The sequence below is a fragment of the Streptosporangium sp. 'caverna' genome, from assembly GCF_003203775.1.
Lineage (GTDB): Bacteria > Actinomycetota > Actinomycetes > Streptosporangiales > Streptosporangiaceae > Streptosporangium > Streptosporangium subroseum.
In genome coordinates, this window is sequence record NZ_CP029711.1 from 5,461,455 (window position 1) to 5,483,275 (window position 21,821).

The 21,821-nt window shown below is 69.9% G+C and carries 23 protein-coding genes; 9 read left to right on the forward strand and 14 right to left on the reverse strand.

What is annotated here, in order from left to right:
- Positions 1-96 precede the first annotated feature (96 nt).
- From DKM19_RS24150 to DKM19_RS24160, 4 genes are all read right to left on the reverse strand, one after another.
- Positions 97-471 carry an STAS domain-containing protein gene (locus DKM19_RS24150; RefSeq protein ID WP_110698606.1) on the reverse strand — a complete coding sequence of 125 codons (375 nt, stop codon included), beginning with the start codon at positions 469-471 and terminating at the stop codon, positions 97-99.
- Positions 468-623, reverse strand: coding sequence for a hypothetical protein (locus tag DKM19_RS49700; protein WP_162641705.1), 156 nt, complete (start codon positions 621-623; stop codon positions 468-470). Before DKM19_RS49700 ends, DKM19_RS24150 begins: the two co-directional genes overlap by 4 nt.
- Positions 624-841: 218 nt before the next feature.
- A complete protein-coding gene (locus tag DKM19_RS24155) occupies positions 842-1,114 on the reverse strand; it encodes a GlsB/YeaQ/YmgE family stress response membrane protein (protein ID WP_089209963.1) in 273 nt (90 codons plus the stop codon).
- A 128-nt stretch (positions 1,115-1,242) separates the two neighbouring features.
- Positions 1,243-1,860 carry a MerR family transcriptional regulator gene (locus DKM19_RS24160; RefSeq protein ID WP_110698608.1) on the reverse strand — a complete coding sequence of 206 codons (618 nt, stop codon included), beginning with the start codon at positions 1,858-1,860 and terminating at the stop codon, positions 1,243-1,245.
- A gap of 94 nt (positions 1,861-1,954) precedes the next feature.
- On the opposite strand from DKM19_RS24160, the gene DKM19_RS24165 reads away from it, so the two are divergent.
- On the forward strand, positions 1,955-2,863 hold the full coding sequence (locus tag DKM19_RS24165) for a hypothetical protein (RefSeq protein WP_110698610.1): 909 nt from the start codon (positions 1,955-1,957) through the stop codon (positions 2,861-2,863).
- A gap of 109 nt (positions 2,864-2,972) precedes the next feature.
- On the opposite strand, the gene DKM19_RS24170 is transcribed toward DKM19_RS24165, so the two are convergent.
- The gene (locus tag DKM19_RS24170) at positions 2,973-3,521 is read right to left on the reverse strand and encodes a TetR/AcrR family transcriptional regulator (protein WP_110698612.1); all 549 of its coding nucleotides are present in this window, start codon (positions 3,519-3,521) and stop codon (positions 2,973-2,975) included.
- A gap of 119 nt (positions 3,522-3,640) precedes the next feature.
- Here DKM19_RS24170 and DKM19_RS24175 point away from each other — a divergent pair, with 119 nt between their 5' ends.
- Positions 3,641-4,582 carry an NADP-dependent oxidoreductase gene (locus tag DKM19_RS24175; RefSeq protein ID WP_110698615.1) on the forward strand — a complete coding sequence of 314 codons (942 nt, stop codon included), beginning with the start codon at positions 3,641-3,643 and terminating at the stop codon, positions 4,580-4,582.
- A 28-nt stretch (positions 4,583-4,610) separates the two neighbouring features.
- On the opposite strand, the gene DKM19_RS24180 is transcribed toward DKM19_RS24175, so the two are convergent.
- From DKM19_RS24180 to DKM19_RS24200, 4 genes are all read right to left on the reverse strand, one after another.
- On the reverse strand, positions 4,611-5,261 hold the full coding sequence (locus DKM19_RS24180; RefSeq protein ID WP_110698617.1) for a class I SAM-dependent methyltransferase: 651 nt from the start codon (positions 5,259-5,261) through the stop codon (positions 4,611-4,613).
- Between the two features lie 135 nt (positions 5,262-5,396).
- The gene (locus DKM19_RS24185; RefSeq protein ID WP_110698619.1) at positions 5,397-5,975 is read right to left on the reverse strand and encodes a helix-turn-helix domain-containing protein; all 579 of its coding nucleotides are present in this window, start codon (positions 5,973-5,975) and stop codon (positions 5,397-5,399) included.
- A gap of 96 nt (positions 5,976-6,071) precedes the next feature.
- The gene (locus DKM19_RS24190; protein WP_110698621.1) at positions 6,072-9,365 is read right to left on the reverse strand and encodes a glycoside hydrolase family 97 catalytic domain-containing protein; all 3,294 of its coding nucleotides are present in this window, start codon (positions 9,363-9,365) and stop codon (positions 6,072-6,074) included.
- Between the two features lie 218 nt (positions 9,366-9,583).
- Entirely contained in the window at positions 9,584-10,567 is a 984-nt protein-coding gene (locus DKM19_RS24200) for a zinc-binding dehydrogenase (RefSeq protein ID WP_110698624.1), read from the reverse strand.
- A 131-nt stretch (positions 10,568-10,698) separates the two neighbouring features.
- Between DKM19_RS24200 and DKM19_RS24205 the strand changes: the two genes are divergently transcribed.
- From DKM19_RS24205 to DKM19_RS24220, 4 genes are all read left to right on the forward strand, one after another.
- Positions 10,699-11,364, forward strand: a complete 666-nt coding sequence (locus tag DKM19_RS24205) for a TetR family transcriptional regulator (protein ID WP_110698626.1) — start codon at positions 10,699-10,701, stop codon at positions 11,362-11,364.
- Positions 11,365-11,634: 270 nt separating this feature from the next.
- Entirely contained in the window at positions 11,635-12,534 is a 900-nt protein-coding gene (locus tag DKM19_RS24210) for an AraC family transcriptional regulator (RefSeq protein WP_110698628.1), read from the forward strand.
- Positions 12,535-12,714: 180 nt separating this feature from the next.
- Positions 12,715-13,158: a nitroreductase/quinone reductase family protein gene (locus tag DKM19_RS24215; RefSeq protein WP_204358987.1), complete on the forward strand. Its 444-nt coding sequence runs from the start codon at positions 12,715-12,717 to the stop codon at positions 13,156-13,158.
- Positions 13,159-13,256: 98 nt separating this feature from the next.
- Complete coding sequence (locus tag DKM19_RS24220; RefSeq protein WP_110698630.1) at positions 13,257-14,285, forward strand: aldo/keto reductase; 1,029 nt, start codon at positions 13,257-13,259, stop codon at positions 14,283-14,285.
- Here DKM19_RS24220 and DKM19_RS49705 read toward each other — a convergent pair.
- From DKM19_RS49705 to DKM19_RS24230, 3 genes are all read right to left on the reverse strand, one after another.
- Positions 14,274-14,510, reverse strand: a complete 237-nt coding sequence (locus tag DKM19_RS49705) for a hypothetical protein (RefSeq protein WP_162641706.1) — start codon at positions 14,508-14,510, stop codon at positions 14,274-14,276. The two genes, DKM19_RS24220 and DKM19_RS49705, sit on opposite strands and share 12 nt — an antisense overlap.
- 74 nt (positions 14,511-14,584) lie before the next feature.
- The gene (locus DKM19_RS24225) at positions 14,585-15,571 is read right to left on the reverse strand and encodes an aldo/keto reductase (RefSeq protein WP_110698632.1); all 987 of its coding nucleotides are present in this window, start codon (positions 15,569-15,571) and stop codon (positions 14,585-14,587) included.
- 199 nt (positions 15,572-15,770) lie between these two features.
- Positions 15,771-16,280: an SRPBCC family protein gene (locus DKM19_RS24230; RefSeq protein WP_110698634.1), complete on the reverse strand. Its 510-nt coding sequence runs from the start codon at positions 16,278-16,280 to the stop codon at positions 15,771-15,773.
- A 131-nt stretch (positions 16,281-16,411) separates the two neighbouring features.
- Here DKM19_RS24230 and DKM19_RS24235 point away from each other — a divergent pair, with 131 nt between their 5' ends.
- The 3 genes from DKM19_RS24235 to DKM19_RS24245 all read left to right on the forward strand — a co-directional run bounded on the left by DKM19_RS24235 (position 16,412) and on the right by DKM19_RS24245 (position 19,469).
- Positions 16,412-17,329, forward strand: coding sequence for a helix-turn-helix domain-containing protein (locus DKM19_RS24235; RefSeq protein WP_110698636.1), 918 nt, complete (start codon positions 16,412-16,414; stop codon positions 17,327-17,329).
- 187 nt (positions 17,330-17,516) lie between these two features.
- Entirely contained in the window at positions 17,517-18,485 is a 969-nt protein-coding gene (locus DKM19_RS24240; RefSeq protein ID WP_110698638.1) for a hypothetical protein, read from the forward strand.
- 387 nt (positions 18,486-18,872) lie between these two features.
- Positions 18,873-19,469 (forward strand): CHRD domain-containing protein, encoded by a 597-nt coding sequence (locus DKM19_RS24245; RefSeq protein WP_162641707.1) that lies wholly within the window; start codon positions 18,873-18,875, stop codon positions 19,467-19,469.
- A gap of 81 nt (positions 19,470-19,550) precedes the next feature.
- Here the strand turns inward: DKM19_RS24245 and DKM19_RS24250 are convergent, their stop codons facing one another.
- Positions 19,551-20,390 (reverse strand): CoA ester lyase, encoded by an 840-nt coding sequence (locus DKM19_RS24250; RefSeq protein WP_110698642.1) that lies wholly within the window; start codon positions 20,388-20,390, stop codon positions 19,551-19,553.
- A gap of 190 nt (positions 20,391-20,580) precedes the next feature.
- The gene (locus DKM19_RS24255; RefSeq protein WP_110698644.1) at positions 20,581-21,753 is read right to left on the reverse strand and encodes a CaiB/BaiF CoA-transferase family protein; all 1,173 of its coding nucleotides are present in this window, start codon (positions 21,751-21,753) and stop codon (positions 20,581-20,583) included.
- Between the last annotated feature and the right edge of the window lie 68 nt (positions 21,754-21,821).

Genomic DNA, 21,821 nt, shown 5'->3' on the forward strand with positions numbered 1-21,821 from the left:
GACGGATTGCGCAGTAGGTCACTGCCCGTCCTGAGCTGCTCAATCATCGGCCTTCGGTGGGAGTGCTCCCACCGCGCCGTATCCGGGAGGCGGGATCTATGAGGCGCTCGGCTGGTCACGCAGGATGGCCAGGGCATCGGCGCGGCTGGAGTGCACGGCGAAGAACTGCACCAGGCCCGTCATCTGAAAAATCCTGACGAGGCGGGGATGCAGGTCGGTCAGCGCGATGATCCCGCCGCGGTCGTCGATCAGCTCACGCAGAGCCAGGAAGATTCTGATCCCGGTGGAGTCGCAGAACGTCAGCTCGCTCAGGTCCAGGACCAGGCAGCGGTAGTCATCGTCCAGCAGGGCCAGAAACCTCGTGCGCAAGGCTTCGGCGTTGTCGTAGTCCAGCTCACCGCTTAAGGTCACGATGAGCGTCCGCGGCAACGTGCCGTCGGGGTGCAGGGCGAGCTGAACGGCGTCGGTCACGAGGGCACCTTCGGCGACGAGGGCGGGACGGTCAGGGCCGGGACGTCGGTGCCGTCGGTCAGGCCGGACCGGAAACCGGACGGCACCCGCGCGATGACGCCCCCGTCACCCCCGCCGGCCGGCATCACGTCGTTTCCACTCCTCACACCCATGTCACGCATCTTTCCATCCACTGTGGCCTCGACCTGAGATCACACCTTGCCATCGATCCCGGATGGAATGCGAACTCACCGGCACAAGTCATGGTGACCGGGGTCCGGACCGCTGCTCGGGCCTTGAAAAGCCGCAGGCCTCGCCCTGTCTGTCAGGGCGAGGCCATCACGGGCACCGCATGCTCATCGCGCAGGCGCGCGGGCGCTGATGAACGCGTTTATCGGACGCCGCGCCTGCCGTACAGGCTCACCGCTGCGATCACGCCGACGGCGGCCACGATGACCTGCAGCAGGAGTTCGATCCAGTCGATTCCGCCGGTGCTGGCGACGCCGAAGGCACTGGCGATGGCGGTGCCGATGAGGGCGGCGACGATGCCGATCACGATGGTCAGCCAGATCGGGATGCCCTGGCGGCCTGGCACGACCAGCCGGCCCAGGGCTCCGATGATGGCTCCGATGACGATGGCGGTGATGATGCCGGTGACTGTCATGTTCCACACTCTCTGTTTGCTTGGCTGACGGGCCCTCTGCCCGGGGCGGCGGACACCACACATCACAAAATGATCACTGTCGGCAGCCGCGTGCGGGTCCCAGCGGAACGTCCGGCCGGCGCCGTTCCTCAGGTGTAGAGCCGCTCGCCGACGGTGGCCTGCGCCAGTCGTCGCAGCGTGGCGATCAGGGTGTCGCCCACCGAGGTGCCGATGACCACGATCTCCACCGCGCGCTCGCGGTCGCGCACGTCGCCGATCAGGCCCACGTCGATCTCGGCGATCCGCTCGGCGGCCTCGGCGTAGTCGTCGAGGACGTCGAGCATGTCCTGGCGGCCGACCTCGTCCAGGGCGGCCAGCACGCCGACGGCGGTGCGGTAGGCGGGGTCGCCGGTCCTGATCCGCCAGCCCCGCTTGGCGAGCAGGTCGTGCAGGCGGCGCTCGGCGCCGTCCTTGTACGGCCCCGGCCGCGGGTCCTTCACCTGGGTCACGGTCTTCTGTGCCGCGCCGAGCAGGTCGAACGCCTCCAGTTTCGGATTGTCGACCTGAGCGATCAGATCGCGGATGACCGCGATGGACAGCCCGCCGTACTCGACCAGGGCCCGCACGAGCTTGAGCCTGCGCACGTGCTCCTCGGTGTAGTCGGCCTGGTTTCGTCCGGTCGGCTGGCCGGGCGCGACGAGGCCCTCCCGTATGTAGTACTTGATCGTCGGGATCGGGATGCCCGTCGTCTCGTTCAGCTCCGCCATGCGCACGCTTTCGAATCCCCTCTTGTCGTATGCGGATAGTTTAGCTATTGATAGTGGTAAGCATTAGTATCCACTATCCACATCGGAGACCCCCATGCTGCGATGGCACCGCCCCCTCCTGTTCCTGTCCGCCGTCATGGCGGTGCTCGCCCTCGTCTTCCTGATCCTCGTCTTCGCGGACGGCCGCACGCTCGACGGCCTCCCCATCTGGATCAAGCCCATGAAGTTCGCGATCTCCTTCGCCCTGTACTCGTTCACCTGGGCCTGGCTGCTCTCGCTCCGCCACCGGGCCGGGCGGACGAGCTGGTGGATGGGGACCGCCCTGGTCGTGGCCGCGTTCGCCGAGGTCGCTCTCATCACCTACCAGGCCGCCAAGGGCCGCCACAGCCACTTCAACGAGGCGACCCCGCTCGACGGATCGATCTGGGTCGCGATGGGCGTCACGATCGGCGTGCTCATGCTCGCCAACCTGATCGCCGCGATCTTCGTGATCGTCGATCGCCAGACCGACCGCGTGAGCACCTGGACGGTACGGCTCGGCCTCGTCATCTCCGCGCTCGGCATCGCCTCCGGCGGTCTGATGGTGACCGGGGTGCCCGGTCAGACGTGGGCCGAGGACTTCGCCGGCGCCCACAGCGTGGGAGTGGCCGACGGCGGGCCGGGGCTGCCCGTGGTGGGCTGGAGCACCATCGGCGGCGACCTGCGCATACCGCACTTCGTGGGCATGCACGCCCTGCAGTTGCTGCCCCTGTTCGCGCTGCTGCTCGTGGCCCTGTCCGCGCGTTTCGCCGTCCTGCGTCACGAGGAGGTGCGGCTGCGCCTCGCGCTGATCGCCGGCGGCGCCTACGGCTGCCTGTTCCTCCTGCTGCTGTGGCAGGCCCTGCGCGGCCAGCCGCTGATCCATCCCGACGGCGTGACCCTGACCGTGCTGGGCGTCCTGGCCGTCACCGCGATCGGTGCGGCCGCGGTCACGCTCTCCCCGAGGAGAGAGCCCGCCCGATGACCCCGTTCCTGTTCGACCCGAGCTTCTCCGCGGCCGCGGCCGCACCGATGATCCTGGTGGTCGTGGGTGTCCTGGACGCCCACGGTCACCGGGGAATCCGGGTGAAGGCTCACGATCCCCGTTGCGACAGACCGGCGAGCAACAGGTTCGCCAGTCTCCGGACCGCCGTGTTCGCTCTCTCGGGTGGAAGAGCCCGGAAAGAGGCGATGGCCATCAGGCCGATCCGCACGTCTTCGACCGACACCTCGGGACGGACAGCCCCCGCGCTCCGAGCACGCTCGACGAGTTGCTCAAGCGCTCTCCCGTGAGCGCGGCGCTGCTCGGTGAACGCGAGTCCCGCCGCGTGGGAACCGAGCAACGCCTCGTTCAACCCCCGGTCCCGGATCTGGCGTTCGGAGAATCGGTGAATGGTTCCGCACAACGCACGCCAGGGGTCGGAGTCGTCCAGGGCGGCCTGCATCTCCGCGCCGCAGACGGCTACCTGCTCGACGAGCACGGCGCCGATGAGATCCGGCCGCGACGGGAAATGCCGGTAGACCGTCGCGATGCCCAGACCGGCGCGCCGAGCGATCTCACGCATGGGCAGCTCCAGCCCGTCCGTGGCGAACGCGGCACGCGCGACCGCCACGATGTGCTGCCGGTTGTGCTCCGCGTCCATCCGAGGTTTCCGAGTCAATGTCGTCCGCGCGCCTCTCACTTCGTGCGATCCGAAACAGCCGCTCCGTTTCCCCGCCTACGGTAGTGCGCGGTCTTGTCCGCCAAACCAAGAAGGTAATCGTGTTCGCAGTCCAGTTCGACCGGTTCGGTCCTCCCGAAGTGCTCACCGTCGGCCGGTTCCCCGAGCCGCACGCGGGTCCTGACGAGGTGCGAATCAGAGTCAGAACCGCTGGGGTCTCACCCGTCGACGTCGCGCTGCGCGCAGGCCTGTCACCGTCGAGCAAAAAGGTCCCCCTGCCCCATGTCCCGGGCGTCGACGCGGCCGGAGTGATCGACGAGGTCGGCGCGGACGTCATCGGGTTCGCCGTCGGGGACGAGGTATTCGGTGCGGTCGACGTCTCACGGCTGGGCGGCGCGAGCGCCGAATTCGCCGTCCTGAGGTTCTGGACCCCGAAGCCGCCGGCGATGTCGTGGGCGGAGGCCGGCGCCGCCGGCACGAGTATCGAGACGGCCACCCGGGCACTCGACCGGCTCGACGTGCGCGCGGGAACGACGCTCCTGATCGACGGTGCCGCAGGCGGCGTCGGAAGCGTCGCCGTCCAACTGGCGATCGCACGCGGCGCCCGCGTGATCGGCACGGGACGCCCGGAGAGCCGGACCTTCATCGCCCGGCTCGGCGCGACCCCCGTCGCCTACGGGCAGGGGCTGGCCGGGCGAGTCAGCGCTCTCGACGTCGAGCGGGTCGACCTCGCGCTGGACGTTGCCGGTGCCGGCTCGCTCCCCGAGCTCATCACGATCACCGGCACGGCGGCATCGGTCCTCACGATCGCGGACTTCACCGGTCCGGAGCTCGGGGTCCGTATCTCGGTCGGCGAACTCGGCGGCGAACCCGACGGTCGGCACGGTCTCACGCTCGCGGCCGCGCTCTCCGAAGAAGGGCGTTTCCGCGTTCCCGTGCGGGAAGTGTTCCCCATGGCCCGGGCGGCCGACGCCCACGCGGCCGCCGTGCGAGGACCCAGGCAGGGGAAGATCGCTCTCACCGCTCCCGGCGATCACCGCTGACGCCGGTCGGGCGCCTCTCCGGGGCGGGCTAGGCCGTACGGCGGGCGAGAAGGTGTGCCTGCGGGAAGCCCCGCCGGGGGTCCTCGCCCGGGGCGATGACCAGCCGGGCCACCTCGGTGAGCCCGGCCTTGAGCAGCAGCTCGGCCACGCGGTCGGGCGAGTACCGGTAGGCGAGGGACACCTTGTGGTCGAACGCCTCGGCGAGCTCGGCGGGGTCGTCGTAGGCCTGGAAGGAGATCAGCAGGTGGCCGCCGGGCGCGAGCACGCGGTGAAACTCGGCGAGTATCGCGGGGAGCCGCTCGGGCGGGGTGTGGATGATCGAGTAGCTGGCGAGAACCCCGGCGAGGGAGGCGTCCTCCACCTCGAGGGCGTCCATCAGCCCCACCTCGAAGCGGAGCTCCGGATGGGCGTCGCGGGCGAGTGCGATCGTCTCCGGTGACAGGTCGACGCCGAAGGCGTTCACGCCGAGGGATCGCAGATGGGCGGTGACGTGACCGGGACCGCACCCCACGTCCGCCACCGGGCCGTCACCGGCGGATCGGACCAGCTCCGCGAAGACGGAGACCATCGCGTGGTGGAGCGGGTTCGAGTGGTAGCTCGGGGGGATGCTCTCGGCGTAAAGGGCGGCGACGGCGTCGTAGGCGGCACGGGTGGCGGCGAGGAAGTCCGGCTCGGTCATGGGCGACCATGCTAGATGAGCGATGAAGAGGTCCGGCCGGCCGATGACGCACCGGATAACGCGCACGGGTCGTGCGCCGTCCGCGACCGGGGTCGCCGGTGCGGCCGCGATCGTCTTCCTCCGCCGGCGTCTCCGTCAGCTCTTGGCCCGGGGCTGGGCGCGGACGTGCATGCGCTCGCCCTGGGGTCCGAAGAGACTGAGGATCTCGACGGCCCCCGACCCGGCGCTGCCGAACCAGTGCGGGAGCCGGGTGTCGAACTCGGCGACCTGGCCCGCGGCCAGGACGAGGTCGTGGTCGGCCAGGACGAGCCTCAACCGGCCGGACAGCACGTAGATCCACTCGTAGCCATCGTGAACGCGGAGCTCGGGCTCGGTCTGGTCGGCGGGGACGAGGATCTTCCAGGCGGTGATGCCTCCCGGCTGGCGGGTGAGGGGAACCACGATCCGGCCGTGCGCGCTACGAGGCGTGAGACGGATCCTGGGATCGCCCACCTCGGGCGTGCCGACCAGCTCGTCCAGCGGTACCTGATGGGCCTGGGCGATGGGAAACAGCAGCTCCAGGCTCGGCTTGCGCTGTCCGGACTCCAACCGCGACAGCGTGCTCTTCGAGATCCCCGTCGCCTCGGACAGGGCGGCGAGGGTGATGTCACGCTGGGTCCTGAGCCGCTTGAGGCGAGGACCGACCTCGGACAGAGCCTGAGCAATCTTGTCCATGGGGCCAATTGTTGCAGAAACGGCAACTGGATTTGCCGGCGCCCGTCCCCGCGCGATCAACCGATCGCGCGGGGACAGTGATCCTGGTGTTGCGGGTTATCGGTGGATGACGCCTGGGTTGGGTTCGAGGCTGATGGAGTCGAGGTTGACGTTGCCGTTGTCGCTGGGGCCGTACACGAAGGTCAGCGGGGTGGTCTTGGTGAGGCGGAGGCTGACCTGGTGCTCGGACCAGGTGTCCCAGTTCTGCAGGGCGGGTAGCCGGAGCTGGAGGGACTGCGTTCCGCCGGAGAGGGTCATGGTCTGGGTGGCGCCCATGCCGTTGGCGTAGCGGAGGCGGACGGTGTACAGGCCGTCGGCGGTGACCGGGGCGTTGAAGCGGAGGCCGCTGTCCTTGGTCTTCAGGCAGGCCACGAAGCCGGTGCCGGTGTAGCCGGTGTGGTCGGTGCGCAGGCACGCGCCGCTGACGAGCTGTGCGGACTCCGCTTCGACCTTGCGGGGGCCGGTGGCGAAAAGCCCGCTGACGGACAGTAGGTCGGCCGCGACGTCCGGGGCGATCGGCTCGGCGTTGACCAGGGCGTTGAACCGGTTGAGGGCTTCCCGCATCCCCGCCGGGTCGTTGGCGACCGCCGCGGTGATCGCGGCTCTGACCTCGAGGGCGAGCCTGCCCGACAGGGCCGGGCTGAGGGCGCCCGTGTCCGTCGCCAGCCGCACCCTCAGGGCGAGGGAGAAGAGCGCTTCCGGTGCGTCGAGCCGGGTGGTGAGCTGTTCGTCGACGGCGGTGCGGGCCTGCGCGGTCACCTCGGCGAGGGGGAGACCGTAGAGGGCGAGGCGTACTTCCTGGAGGGCCAGGAGACGGCCGGTCGGGTCGCCCTGGCGGAGCAGGGTCTCGGACCTGGTGATCGTGGGCTGGAGGAGCGCCATCGCGGACGAGGTCACCTCGCCGGACTTCCGCAGTTCCCGGACGAGGCCGAGCAGCGAACGCGTCTGTGCGGTGAGGACCGGTTCACCGCGCTCGCCGGTGGGTGCGCCGACCGCGACCCGGAAGTCCTGGTCGGGCACCTCGGAGGCGGGCAGCGTCCACTCGACGGTCCGGGCTCCGCCGCCCGCGACGCGGACGTGCTGGGCATCGCCGGCGGCGCGGCCGTCGAGGAACACCTGGGTCGGGAACTCCGCCACGGTGCTGCCGGTGTTGGTGAGCTCGGCCTTCACGGTGAGCCGCTGGGTGGCCGGGTCCAGCACGACCTCGGGGGTGCCGTAGGAGGCGCGGGGCGTGGCGTACCAGGAGAGGTCGCCGAGGTCTTCGGCGGTCGCGGGCCTGATCCTGACCGCCTGGCCGCCGGCGGCGACCAGCGACATCGACAGCCGGGTGGACGATCTGACCAGGGTCCTGCGGATCTCGACGGGCAGCGGGTCGCCCTTCCAGGTGGTCTCCTGGGCGTCGGCGTAGGTCTCCGCCACGAAGGTGCCGTTGGGGAGGAACGACAGCGGCACCTGGAGGGTCCGGTCGTTCTCGTCGGTGATCGCGCCGAGGTACCAGGTGTCGCCGTTGCGCCGGGCGGTCGTGGTGTAGTCGCCGATGACGCTGTCCAGGACGCGGGTCTCGTCCCAGGTGGCGGGCATGTTCTTGAGGAAGGCGAATCCGGGGTGGGCGGCGTAGTTCTCGGGGGTGTCCGCGAGCATCTGCATCGGGCTGAAGAACGTCGGGTACAGCGCGAGCTGTGCGGCCGAGGTGGTCTGGACGCGGGTGCCGAGCCGGGCCGGGTCCCACGTGACGTTCAGGACGCCGGGCGTGTAGTCGGCGGGTCCTCCCATGAACCGGGTGAAGGGGAGGATCGTGGCCTGTGCGGGCGGGTTGCCGTTGACGCCCATGTAGTTCTGCATCTCCATGCCCGCGACGCCCTCGCCCGTCATCATGTTCGGGTAGGTGCGCGCCAGGCCGGTGGGCTTGATCGCCTCATGGGCGTCGATCGTGATGCGGTGCCGGGCCGCCGCGTCGATCACCCGCTGGTAGTGGCGGACGGCCTCCTGGTCGTAGTGGCTGCGGTTGACGCCGCCGAGCACGAACTTCGTGGCGTAGCCGGTCTTGACCGCGTGGATGCCGAGTTCCTCGTACCTGGAGAAGATCTTCTCCAGGTTCTGGTCGTAGTCGTCGATGTTGCCCCGGGTCTCGTTGTGCGCGATGTACCCGATGCCGTTGTCGGCGGCGTAACGGAGGACTCCGGGGAGGTCGAAGTCGGCCTGCGGGGTCAGGAAGTCCTGGCCCGCCCAGCTGCCGCCGGAGTTGGTGTTCCAGCCCTCGGCCAGCACGAACTTCGCGCCCGCCTCCTTGGCCAGGTCGATGTACTGCTTGACCCGTGCGGTGGTCGCGCCGTGCTTGGGCCCGGCGTCCCAGGTGGTCTGCCTGCGCTGGAGCTCCCACCAGACGCCCGTATACGTCGCGGGCTTGATCCAGGACGTGTCATCGCAGATCGTGCACGGGTCGTTGAGGTTCTCGATCAGATGGGACTCACCCAGGTCGCCGGGGCGAGTCCCCACGGTCAGGGTGCGCCAGGGCGTGGAGAACGCGCCGTTCAGCTTGGCCTTGGTGCCGTCGGGGAGGGCGATCAGGTCGCTGGAGAACCGGCCGGGCCGTCCCGGCACCGCCTTCAGCGTCATGCTGGGGTAGTCGGTCAGGTCGGCCTCGTGCACCACCACGTAGGAGTCGGCGGCGGAGGAGGCGGTGATGGGGGTCTGGGCCGTGGAGACGCCGGACAGGGGCAGGTCGCGGTAGTGCTGCTCGTCGGCGGACCAGGTCTTGCCCGCGGCGATCGACCAACTCCGCGAGGCGGGGTCGAGGGCGAACTCGGTCTGCTCTGCGGTGACGGTGTAGGCGTCCAGGCCGGGCTGGTCGGGGAAGTGGTAGCGGAAGCCGACCCCGTCGTCGAAGACCCGGAACACCATGTCGAGCTTGAACCCCGTACCGGCCTGGAGGGCGTGGACGGTGAGCTCCCTCGCGTGGTTCCCGACCTTGCTCGACGTCCCCCAGACGGGCTTCCACGTCTCGTCGATCGTGCGCCGTTCGACGGACTCGATGGCCATGCCCTGCGTGAGGCTGGGTCGTCCCGCGAGATCCACCCCGAGTCCGGACGCGCCGACGAGCGTCCTGTCATGCTTCGTCACGCTGTAGGTGAGACGCCCGCCGACGACGGTGACCGCGACCCGCAGGTCACCGTCCGGCGACTCGACGACCTGAGCGCTCTCATCGGCGACCTCGGTGAGGGCGCCGGAGGCAGGTGCGGGCTCCTCGGCCAGCGCCGGCACCGCCGCGATCCCTCCGGAGAGCACGACGGCCGCCGTCATCGCGAGCAGTCCCGTCCGCCTTCTTCTCCACGCGGCTTTGTTACGTTCCATTCACGCCTCTTCTAACGGGGTAGTAATGCGACGGAAAAGACTCCGTGACATCTTCCGTGACGGTAGAGGGCAAAAAAGACTCCGGTCAACACCTTGATCGGATCCGGGCTGATCTTCACAGGCAGCCGGTACATCGGGCACTACGGGATATCAGGGGAGATCGGGAACACACTGCTCCAGGGGTGCGGGACACCGTGCCGTTGCGGGCAGCGCGGCGGTCAGGGCGTCAGCAGAATCCGGCCGCCCACCGCTCCGCTCTCGATGCGGCGGTGCGCTTCGGCGGCCTCTGCCAGCGGCAGGGTCTGAACGCGGATGTCGACCAGGCCCTGGCCGACGGCCTTCAGGGCGGCCTGGGCCGCGGGGCGGGCCTGCTCGGGGTGGGTGGGCAGGTAGAAGCCGACCGCGAAGCCGAGCATGGCGACGTTGCCGCCCCACAGCTCGTTGGTCTGCACGGTGTGCTGCCAGTCGCCGCTGGCGTTGCCCACCAGCAGCATCCGGCCCATCGGCGCCATCACCCGCAGGGTGTCCGTGCGCAGCCGGCCACCGACCGGGTCGACCACCACGTCGAAGCGCCGGCCGCCGACGGACTCGGCCAGGTCCTCGCCGGCCACGACCTCGTCGTAGGGCAGGGCGGAGGCTTTCGCCTCGGCCAGCGCGGCGCGGCGCACGGTCCCGACCACGCCTGCGGCACCCAGAACGCGGGCCACGCCGGGGAAGGCGGAGGCCAGCCCGCCCAGGGCCCCGTGCACCAGCACCCACTCACCCGGCTGGAGATGCGCCACGCCGGTGAGCGCCAGGTACGCGGTGGCGGCGTTGGGCACCGCCGCCACCGCCAGCGCCGGGTCCACCCCGGTGCCCTCCAGGCTGGTGGTCATCGCGGCGTCCACGACGCTGACGGAGGCGTAGCCGCCCTCGGCCCCGGTGCCCGACAGCGTCACCACCGGCTCCCCGACCCGCAGCCCTTCCACGCCTTCGCCCAGCGCGCGGATGGTGCCGGCCACCTCCAGGCCGGGCACGTACGGCGGCTGCGTCAGGCCCTGCCGGTCCCTGTACAGACCCTGGCGGATGTAGACGTCGACCAGGCCGACGGCGGCGTGACTGACATCGATGGCGACCTGTCCAGGCCCCGGTACGGGATCCGGCAGCTCGGTGAGCTCGAAGACCCCGGGGTCCCCGAAACGGGTGACGACTGCGGCATGCATGAGCGATCTCCTTCTGCCGGTGGGTCGCGGTGCGCAGAGGCGACCGCGCCATTCAACGCAATCGGATTGCGTTATGGCGACGCTAACACGCCCCGGCGCTTAACGCATCCAGAGAGCGTTACAGTGAGGGCATGCACCGCCGAGCCCGCTCGCAGGAGGCCAAACTCCGCCGCGCCGAGGACCTCCTGGACGCCGCCCGCACCCTGGCCGCCGACTGCGGCGGGGTCCGCCACCTCACCCTCGCGGCCGTCACCGAAGCCGCCGGCCTGCACCCCTCCGCCGTCAGGCGCTACTTCGCCAGCAAGGAAGAACTCCTGCTCGAACTCGCCGAACGCGGCTGGGACCAGTGGCGCGACACCCTCACCGCCCACCTCGCCGGCGCCCGCGACCTCACACCGCCCGAGACCGCCGCCGCCGTGAGCGCCACCCTCGCCTCACTGCCGCTCTTCTGCGACCTGCTCACCCACGTGCCGCTCAGCCTCGAAGGCGAGGTCGACATCGAACGCGCCCGCCGCTACAAGACCCATTCGTTCGCGGCCTACGACACCCTCGTCGACACCCTGACGGCTACCGGCACCATGACCACCGGGCAGGTCCAGGACCTCATCACGACGGCGCTGGGCCTGACCGCCAACCTCTGGCAGATCTCCCACCCCACCCCGACCCTCGCCCGGCTCTACGTCCAGGAACCCCGCTGGGGCCACGCCGCGCTCGACTTCGAACCACGCCTCACCCGTCTCCTCCAGGCCACCGCCACCGGCCTCACCGCGGCCACGCCCAGCGGCCCGTCCGCATAACCGTCCTCCCCTGCGGCCAGAGACCCGGTTCTACGGATCACCGATCGCGGTGTGAACGGTGTCGGCGCCGACACCGGAGCGCCGCCTGCCGACCGTGCTCCGCCGGTCCCGTTTTCCGCACGTGCCGCGTCATCGCAGGGCAGCAGCTCTACGTGATCCAGCGCTGTGGGTACGCGAAGCGGGGTGAGGTGGACTTGTCCCCGGTCAGCGTGGACTCGTGTTCGTGCACCTTCCTCTGGCCATCGGCGGCTCGCGTGCTGCAATGGTGACATGTCTCTGGACGAGCTTCGTGACCTGCTGGAACGACATGCGCGGCCCGGCTTGACCACTGCCATCGACGGCGTCCGGGTCTGCAAGGTCGACCACGCCGTTTCGCCGGAGTCCTCGATGTCCGGCACGGTGCTGGCGGTCATCGCTCAGGGCAGCAAGCGCCTGGCGCTGGGAGACCGCGTCTACGAGTACGGTGCCGGCCAGTACCTCGTCGCTTCCGTCGACCTCCCGGTGACCGGGCATTTCGTCGACACCGCCCGCCCCTCGCTCGGTTTCGGGATGACCCTGGAACCTGCCGTCATCGCGGAGCTGCTGCTGCAGACCGGCCCGGGGGAGCTGCCGCGGTCCACCGGCACCGCACCGCCGGGCATCGCGGTCAGTGACGCCCCGGAGGAGTTGCTCGACGCTGTCGTACGGCTGCTGCGCCTGCTCAACCGGCCAGGGGACCGGAAGGCTCTCGTACCGCTGGTCAAGCGGGAAATCCTCTGGCGGTTGATGACCGGTGAACAGGGTGACGCCGTCCGTCAGCTCGGCCTCGCGGACAGCAGCCTGAGCCACATTGAACGTGCTGTGCGGTGGATCCGGGAGAACTACACCCAGCCGTTCCGGGTCGAGGAGCTGGCACAGCTTTCGGGGATGAGTGTCTCCGCTTTCCACCGGAACTTCCAGGTGGTGACGGCGATGAGCCCGATCCAGTTCCAGAAGCAGATCCGGCTACAGGCGGCGAGGTTGCTGCTGGCGAACCGTCCGAACGACGTCACCGGCGTCGGCCGGCGCGTCGGGTACGACAACTCGTCCCAGTTCAGCCGGGAGTACCGGCGCCAGTTCGGTGCTCCGCCCAGCGTCGACGCGGTACGCCTGCGGGGTGGAGCCGGTCCCGCTGCGGCGGCGCTGCCGTGACTCCCACCTGAGCGAAGAGGATTGTGCAACCACGCGAAAGGATCGTGAAGGCCCGGCGCTCGCCGCGTTGCTTGCATGGATGTACCGGAACGAGCCACGGATTCCGAGACAATCACCACCAGGCAGGAGACCGGTAATGAACGGCGACATGCCCCTCGACGACGAGCGGCAGACCAAACTGTGACTCTGAACGTAGCCATCGCCCGTGCCCTCGCCATCGGGCCGGACTCCTCTGCGGCCGAGCGCACGATCGACATCACGACCCTGGGCGCACGCAGCGGCACCCCGCGCCGCATCGAGATCTGGTTCCACCGCGTGGACGGTCGCTGGTATCTGACCGGCATGCCCATGCCCCGCAGCTGGTACGCGAACTTGCGGGCCAATCCGCGGTTCGTCGTGCATCTCAAGCACGGGGTTCAGGCCGACCTGCCCGCGACCGCGGTACCGGTGGATGAACTGACACGGCTACGAGTGATCGCTGCGGTTCTCGACCTGCAGAACCGGCCCGAGATCGCGGCGCGGGTCGGCCGGCGTCAGAGCCTCGACGAGTGGCTCGCGCACAGCCCGCTGGTCGAGATCGTGTTCGACGACGAGCGATTGCGGACGCAGCCGGCGTCCGAATAGTCCTTCAGTGATCGGCGGCGCCGCACCTCGACACAGGGCCAAGCGTCACCATGCCGATCACTCACCGAACGCTCCACGAACGATTCCAAGGGGGAATCATGAAGTATCGCACGCTGGGCCGGACCGGAATCGAGGTCAGCCCGTACTGCCTGGGCACCATGATGTTCGGGGCCATGGGCAACCCCGACCACGACGACTCGATTCGGATCATCCACAGGGCCCTGGACGCAGGGATCAACTTCGTCGACACCGCCGACGTGTACTCCGCCGGAGAATCCGAGGTGATCGTCGGCAAGGCGCTCAAGGGCCGCCGCGACGATGTCGTGCTGGCCAGCAAGGTGCACTATCCGATGGGCGGCGATCCGAACCACCGGGGTAACTCACGACGCTGGATCATGACCGCCGTCGATAACTCCCTGCGCCGCCTGCAGACCGACCACCTCGACCTCTACCAGATCCACCGCCCCGACCCGGCGGTCGACGTGGAGGAGACTCTGTCAGCCCTGTCCGACCTGGTCCGCAGCGGCAAGGTGCGGGCGATCGGTGCGTCGACCTTCCCCGCCTCGGAGATCGTCGAGGCGCAGTGGGTCGCCGAGCGGCGCGGTTTGGAGCGTTTCCGGACCGAGCAGCCGCCGTACTCGATCGTCAACCGGAGCATCGAACGCGAGGTGCTGCCGGTCTGTCAGCGCTACGGGATGGGCACCCTGGTCTGGAGCCCGCTGGGCCAGGGCCTGCTCACCGGCCGCTACCGCAAGGGGCAGCAGACGGACACCCACCGGTCCGGTGGCATGCCGCAGCACTTCACCGACCAGCGCAAACTCGACGTCGTCGAACAGCTCATCCCGCTCGCCGAGAAGGCCGGCCTGCCGATGACCCACCTCGCGATGGCGTTCGCGATCGCCCACCCGGGCGTCACCTCGGCGATCATCGGGCCGCGCACCATGCAACAGCTCGACGACCTGCTGGCCGGCGCCGACGTCACCCTGGACGACGAAGTCCTCGACCGGATCGACGAGATCGCTCCGCCCGGTACCGACGCCGGCCCCAACGACGTGTCCTACACCCCACCGGCCATCTCGCACGTGAACCGGCGCCGCCGCCCGGTCGCCGAGCGCTCAGCGGCCTGACGGACCGTCGAAGGAGAGTTGTTCGGCGCGGCTCGCGCGTTCGGGCTCGGCGTCACCCCCTGGAGCGAGGCCGGCGAGGTAACTCTCAGGGGTCTTGGTTCTGGCCGAGGTGAATCCCGGCAGCGTCGTGGTGAGCCCGCGCGGTGGTGGAGTCCACGCTGACCAGGGACGCAGGCAGGGCTCGATGAGCTCCCACTCCACGTCCGCCGGTTGCACTCGCGTCACGCAAAACGATCTACCGGATCAGGCCCCCGAGACGAGGGCTGGTCCCGCAGATTGATCACAACCAAATACGCGCCCTAGTGGACCGAGTCCAGACGGGTCCGCTGGTCCTCGGTCAGTTCCAGGTCCACCGCGGCGAGGTTCTCCTCCAGTTGCGCCACCGACGACGCCCCGGCCAGCGGGATCACCGGGAACCGGCCGCCGATCTGCCAGGCCAGCACCACCTGGTTCACGCTCGCCCCGCTCTCCTCGGCGACCTGGCGCAGCACGGCCAGCCGGGCAGGGGTTCCCGGGTGGTCGTAGTCCGGCGGCACCGGCTTGTCCTCCCTGGTGTACGCGCCGCCCAGCAGCGGCGAGTAGGCGACCAGGGTCAGGCCGGGCTCGGCACGCAGGTAACTCAGCAGCTCGGCTCCGGCATGCCCGAGGCTGCCGTCCTCGAAGATGGATTCAGGGACGTCGAAGCGAGGGCGCAGATGGCTGTGCTGGTACTGCAGCACCTCATATCCGGCCACCCCCGCCGCGGCGGCCAGGGCTCGGGCCCGCTCCACCCGCCAGATCGCATGGTTGCTCACCCCGAGCAGCCCGACCGTGCCCTCCGCCACCAGCTCGCCGAAGCCCTCGACGGTGTCGCTGAGCGGCACCGTCCGGTCCTCGATGTGCGCGTAAAGCAGGTCGATCTTGTCCACGCCGAGCCGTTCCCGGCTGCGCTCGGCCGACTCCCGGATCGTCTTGGCCGACAATCCCTCGGCGTTGTCGGCATAGCCGGTGCCTGGCGCGAGCGGCCGCGCCCCCAGCTTGGTGGCGATCACGATCTCCTCGCCGACGCCCCGGCTGCGACGCCAGCGCCCGACGAGCTCCTCGCTCTGCCCACCCTGGTCGCCGTCGATCCAGAAGGCGTAGTTGTTGGATGTGTCGATGAACGTCCCACCGGCCTCGACGTAGCGGTCGAGGATCGCGAAAGACGTCTTCTCATCGGTCACCGAGCCGAACAGCATCGCGCCGAGAGCGAGCACACTCACCTCGCGGCGAGTTGTTGGGTCAGTACCGATCGTCCGGTATTTCACGTTGCTCCTCCAGTTCGGCCCGCCGTATCCGGGCCCCGACGAGAGTCTGCGTGATGGAGTGGACTCCAGGTCAAGCCGGACAGGCGTAGGAGAGTCGGCTACGGGCGCACCGGGCGATGGTGACGAGGCCGTTCGCTGAATTCCCCGGGAATCCGGCCCGGCGGGAACGACGGAAACGAAACCGAGGTCGCCCGAGTGCTCAGCGGGTGTGGTGGCCGGCGATCCACTCTGCCAGGGCGAGCAGAGTGGACTCCGCGCTGTCGGCCATGTGGTCGTGCAACGCCTGCACGTCCTCGCGGGTGTCGCCCAGGACCGCATCGGCGCGCAGCAGTCGCCAGGACTGCTGGACGATGCTGCCCCTGCCCTGCTCGCGAAAGTGCCAGCCCCAGCGCACGATGCCGTGGTCGGCTCCGCCGACGACAAAGGCGAACGCGGCGCCCGGATCGGCCTGCACCACCTCGGAGCGGGTGACCCATTCGCGCCCGTCTCGGCGGTTGCGGCCGCTGAACCAGGCGCCGACCCATGGGCCGTCGCCCGGCGCGTAGCTCACCCCGCCGGCGCTCGGACTCCACGTCTCGATCAGTGACACGTCGCTGATGAGGCGGTAGACGGAATCCGGTGTCGTGTCGACCCAGCACCGCCGGGTGAAGGCGAAGGGAGTCAGATCGAGCCCGGCGAGCGGGTTCTGCGAGTCGCGGGTGGTGCTCATGAATTCTCCTATGGAGCGATGAAGAGGAACACGCTCATCCTGGAGACCGGGGCCCGGGCGGGCCAGACCCTGCCGAGGCCTACCCCAGCGGGGTGAGGCACAGGTCGCCGGCGGTACGCATACTTGGGTCCATGAACAAGCACGGGCACCTCGCCGACTTCCTCCAGGCACGCCGGGGCCAGCTACGGCCCGAGGACGTCGGGCTGCAGACCTACGGCGAGCGGCGCCGGGTGCCCGGGCTGCGGCGGGAGGAGCTCGCGATGCTCGCAGGCATCAGCGCGCCCTACTACACCCGCCTGGAGCAGGGCCAGTCACGAAACGCCTCACCCGAGGTGCTCGACGCCATAGCGGGCGCCCTGCGACTGGACGAGTCCGAGCGTGCCCATCTGCACGCTCTGGCCCGTGCACCGAAACGGGGCGGATCCGCGGCCCGTCCACGACCCGAACGCATCACCCCGGCGACCAGCGCCCTGCTGGCGGCCTTCGAGAGCACACCCGCCATCGTGATCGGCCGCCGCAGCGATGTCCTGGCCTGGAACCGTCAGGGTCACGGACTGTTCGCCGGCCATCTCGATCCTGACAGCCCCGGCGACCCGGGACGACGGCCGAACATGACCAGATTGGTGTTCCTCGACGCGCATACCCGTGACCTGTACGCCGACTGGCCCGCCAAGGCCGGGGCCGTGGTGGGCAACCTGCGCCTGACGGCTGGGCGATACCCAGACGATCCGCTGCTGGCCGGACTGATCGGCGAGCTGACCATGCGCAGTCCGGAGTTCTCCGCGATGTGGGCCGATCACCGGATCCTCCCCTGCGATGTCGCCGACTACGAGATGCGCCACCCCCTGGTCGGGACGCTGACCGTCACCCAGCAGACGTTGCAGAGCCCGCAGGGAAACGGCCCGGTCCTGGTGGTGGCCACCGCCGATCCCGGTTCCCCCTCCGCGACAGCCCTGACCCTGCTCGCCCATGTCACCGCGCCGCGGGAAGCGAACCAGCCGCGGGAAGCAACCCAGCCGCGGCACGACGCCGACATCCGCGACACCTGATCTGAGCCCCTCCCCCGGCTGAGGGCGCAGCGCGTATCCGCCGCGGCGTCCCGCTGCCGGGCTGCCCCCATCGCCGGCCGCTCCCCCACCCGCCGGTCGGCAGCACGATCGCGACCTCCCTCCGAGGCGCCCCTCGACCACGGCACCGCACCGCGGCTGCCGCATGCCCGAAAACAGTGAAGGAATCATGTCCAAGCGAAGCATCAAGATCACCATGTCGGCCGTTCTGGCGGCCGCCGCCCTGACCGCGACCGCACCGGCCAACGCGATGTCCGCCAAGGCACCGCTGACGGATGTCCGGATCGCCACCCACTTCAACCTGTCCGCGGGCCAGATGCCGGAGAACATCACCCTGCTGCCCGACGGCACGGCGGACGTCACCTTCGCCGCCAGCCGCCAGGTGGCCCAAATTGATCCCCGGGGCACGACGCGCATCCTGGCGACGCTGCCCGCGCCCGCCGACGGCGGAGTCAACACACCGGTCCTCGGCTTCGCCCTGGCCACCGGCATCGTCCGTACCTCGGACGGCACGGTGTACGTGCTGTACGCGACCGGCACGGCCGATCTGACGGGGCTGTGGCGGCTGCGCCCCGGGCAGGCCCCGCAGCGCATCGCCGCGCTGCCCGCGAACGGCCTGCCCAACGGGCTGGCACTGGACGCGCACGGCAAACGGCTCTACATCACCGACTCGGTGCTCGGCACCGTGTGGACCGTCCCCGTCACCGGCGGCACACCCACCGCGTGGTCTGCCGCTCCCGCACTCGCCCGGGCCGGCTTCCTCGGAGCCAACGGCGCGAAAGTACACGGCGGCGCGCTCTGGGTGACCAACCTCGACCGGGGCACCCTCCTGCGCATTCCGATCCGCTCCGGAAACCGTGCGGGAGCACCGCAGGTCAAGGCGTCGGGCCTGGCCGGTATCGACGATTTCGCCTTCACCGGCCGCGGCGACGAGATCCTCGCCGCCCTCAACGGACCCAACACGGTCGTGCGCATCAAGTCCGACGGCACCGGCACCACCGTTCTGGACGCCACCGACGGGCTTCAGAATCCCACCTCGATCGCGCTGCGCGGCAATGACGTGTACGTGCTCAGCGCCGCCTACACCACGGCCGCCGACCCCAACCTGCTGCGCGCACGCCTGAGCGACCACCGGTAGGAGATTCTCGGCCGGGCCGCCGACCCCAACGCGCCTGTCCTGCCCGCCACTTCGCGGGACACGGCGCGCGGGAGGCGGAACACAGCGGCAGCTCGTTCGGCATCAAGCGGTGAGCCTCACTCGACCGGCTGCGAAATCCGGTTGGTCCACAACCGCGGCCCCCTGGTCATGTCCCGGGGGCCGCGGACCCAACAGCGGACAGGGGCAACACGGTGCCATTCTCCGGCCCCCACATCGCCACCCCTCCAAAGGAGCTTCAACGGCGCTGTGTGTCGTTGTGCACGTTGGGCCTTTGTATGGATTCGTACGCATAACATCGCAAATGCCTTCCCTAATGTCTGCGGTGTCGGAAAAGAGCGGCACGGGAAACTTAGGAAAGAGGCCATGATGAATACTTCTCAGCAGGTTGACAGCGGACGTATCTCGCGGCGGCGCATGATGGGCCGGGTGGCGGCAGGAGCCGCGATCGCGGCGCTGGCCGCCACCGCGGTGGCCGTACCCGCCGGGGCCGCCACCGCTTCGGCGGCCGCGCCCGCCGGGGTGAGCGCCGCTCCCGCGGCCGCACTCAGCGGTGCCGCGGTCGCCAGTACGTCCAAGAGTTACTACTTCGCCAGTGTGCTCCTGGGCAGGAACGAGGTGCGGGAGGCGGGTAAGAAGGTCAACGACAGGGACGGCCTGGCGGTCGCGAAGTTCCGCATCCAGGGCAACCGCATGTACTACTTCGTGCAGTGGAAGAACGTCACCAGGCCCACCGCTTTCCACATCCACCGCGGCAAGGCGGGCACGAACGGCGCCGTCGTCATCGACCTGCTGTCCAGCGGCAAGATCCGCGGCAACACCAGCTCCGGCTCCGTCCTCGTCAAGGACTCCAGCGTGCTCAAGGGAATCAAGAGCAACCCGAAGAACTGGTACGCCAACATGCACACCAAGCAGTTCCCCGATGGCGCGGTCCGCGGCCAGGTCCAAAAGGGCGGTCGCTGGTAGTCGCTCCGTTCGCAACCCGAAGCTGCCGAAAACAGCCGGCCTCATGGGTCGGCATGCCGGCCGGTGACCTCCAGCCCGATGTCAGGGTGCGGGACACCGGCCGGTCGGCGTGGGGGTGGTCGCCGGAGTGCGTAGGGCGTCGGCGAGGACGCTTCTGGCCTGACGGACGACGGCCTCGTCGACGAAGCGGCCGTCCGGGAGCGCCACGGCACCGACTCCGGCGGCCGCCACGACCTCGTTGGCGGCCGTGACCTCCTCTTCCGTCGGCCGGTAGGCGGCCTCGATGACCGCGAGCTGGGCCGGGTGGATGGCGGCCCGGCCGCGGAAGCCCATGGAACGGCCGACGCGGCACGACTCGGCCAGGCCTTCCAGGTCGCGGAAGTCGGTGTAGACCGACTGGACGGGCGCCGGCAGCCCGGCCGCACGGGCGGCGACCACCACCCGCGACCGCGCCCAGGCCAGGCCCGCCTCGTCGCTGACCCCCAGATCCGCGCGCAGGTCCGCCTCGCCCAGGCCGATGCTCGCCACCGCCGGATCGGCCGAGGCGATCTCGTAGGCCCGTTCGAGGCCGAGGGCCGACTCGAGGAGCGGGTGCAACGCGACGCCCGGCACGGCTCTGGCCACGTCACGAACGTCGTCGGCCGACTCGACCTTCGGCACCCGGATGCCGGCCGTGTTCGAACACAGGGCGCCGACGGCCCGCAGGTCCGCCTGGCCGCAGATCGTTCGCACGTCGTTGACCCTGACCTGGACGCGCGGCTGAGGGGAGGCGAGCAGCCGCACGAGCTCCGCCCGGGCCTGGCCCTTGCCGTCCGCCGCGACGGCGTCCTCCAGATCGACGATGACCACGTCGGCGGGCCCGGCGAGCGCCTTGGCCACAAGCGCCGGCCGGTCGGCGGGCGCGTACAGAAAGGTCAGCACGGCCCGGCTCCCCCCGCAGGCGCGTGTGGGGTGGCCGGTGTCGCGTCCGTCTCGCACGAGGTGGTCGGTGTCGTGCCTGTCTCGTACGAGCGGTCCGGCGTCCTGTCCGTCTCGGGTGGTGTGGCCGATGACGTGTCCGTCTCGTGCGAGGTGGTCGGTGTCGTGTCCGTCTCCTGTGGGCGGTCCGGCATCAGACCACTCCCTTCTCGCGCAGCGTTTTGATGTCCGAGGCCGACAGGCCCAGCTCCGACAGCAGGCCGGAGGTGTCGGCGCCGTGGGGGCGGCCGGTCCAGCGGATCTCCCCGGGAGTGTCCGACAGCCGGAACATGACGTTCTGCATTCGCAGCGGCCCCAGCTCGGGATCTTCCACGGTGGTGACGGCGTCCAGGGCGGTGAGCTGCGGATCGGTCAGCACGTCGCGCACGTCGTAGATCGGCGCCACCGCGGCCTGTGCCTCCTCGAACGCGGTCAGCACCTCGTCGCGGGTACGCGCGGCGACCCAGGTGGCGACGGCCTCGTCGAGCTCGGCGGCGTGCTCGACCCGTCCCGCGCCGGTGGCGAACCACGGCTCGGCGATGTACTCGGGCCTGCCGACCAGGCGCATGACCCGCTCGGCGATGTTCTGCGCCGAGGTCGACACCGCCACCCAGGAGCCGTCCGCGCACCGGTAGGTGTTGCGCGGCGCGTTGTTCACCGAACGGTTGCCGGTGCGCGGCGGCACGATCCCGAGCTGGTCGTAGATCGTCGGCTGGGCCCCGAGCACCGTCAGGATGGGCTCGATGATCGACATGTCGACCACCTGCCCCGCGCCGGTGGATTCACGCGCGCGAAGTGCCGCCATCACGGCATAGGCGGTCGCGAGGGCGCAGATGCCGTCGGCCAGGCCGAACGGCGGCAGGGTCGGCGGCCCATCCGGCTCGCCGGTCATCGCGGCGAACCCGCTCATCGCCTCGGCGAGCGTGCCGAACCCGGGTCGCTTCGCGTACGGCCCGAACTGGCCGAAGCCCGTGACCCGGGCGAGCACCAGGCGCGGGTTGGCCTCACGGAGCCGGTCGTAGGAGAGGTTCCACCGCTCCAGCGTCCCCGGCCGGAAGTTCTCGATGACCACGTCGGCGTCGCGCACCAGGGCGAGAAGCAGGTCCTGGCCTTCGATCGTGGACAGGTTCAGGGTCATGGCCCGCTTGTTGCGGCCGAGCATCTTCCACCACAGGCCGCCGGGCCCGTGCCCTCGCGAGGGGTCCGGCTTGGCCGGATGCTCGACCTTGACGACCTCGGCGCCGAAGTCACCGAGCAGCATCGCCGCCATCGGTCCGGCGAACAGCGTCGCGAGGTCGAGGACACGGACGCCTTCCAAGGCTTTCATCGGTGTTCCTCCAGGTTCTCGGTCACGCCGTACGGGGATTCGACGCGGCGTTCCGTACGGCCCGACCT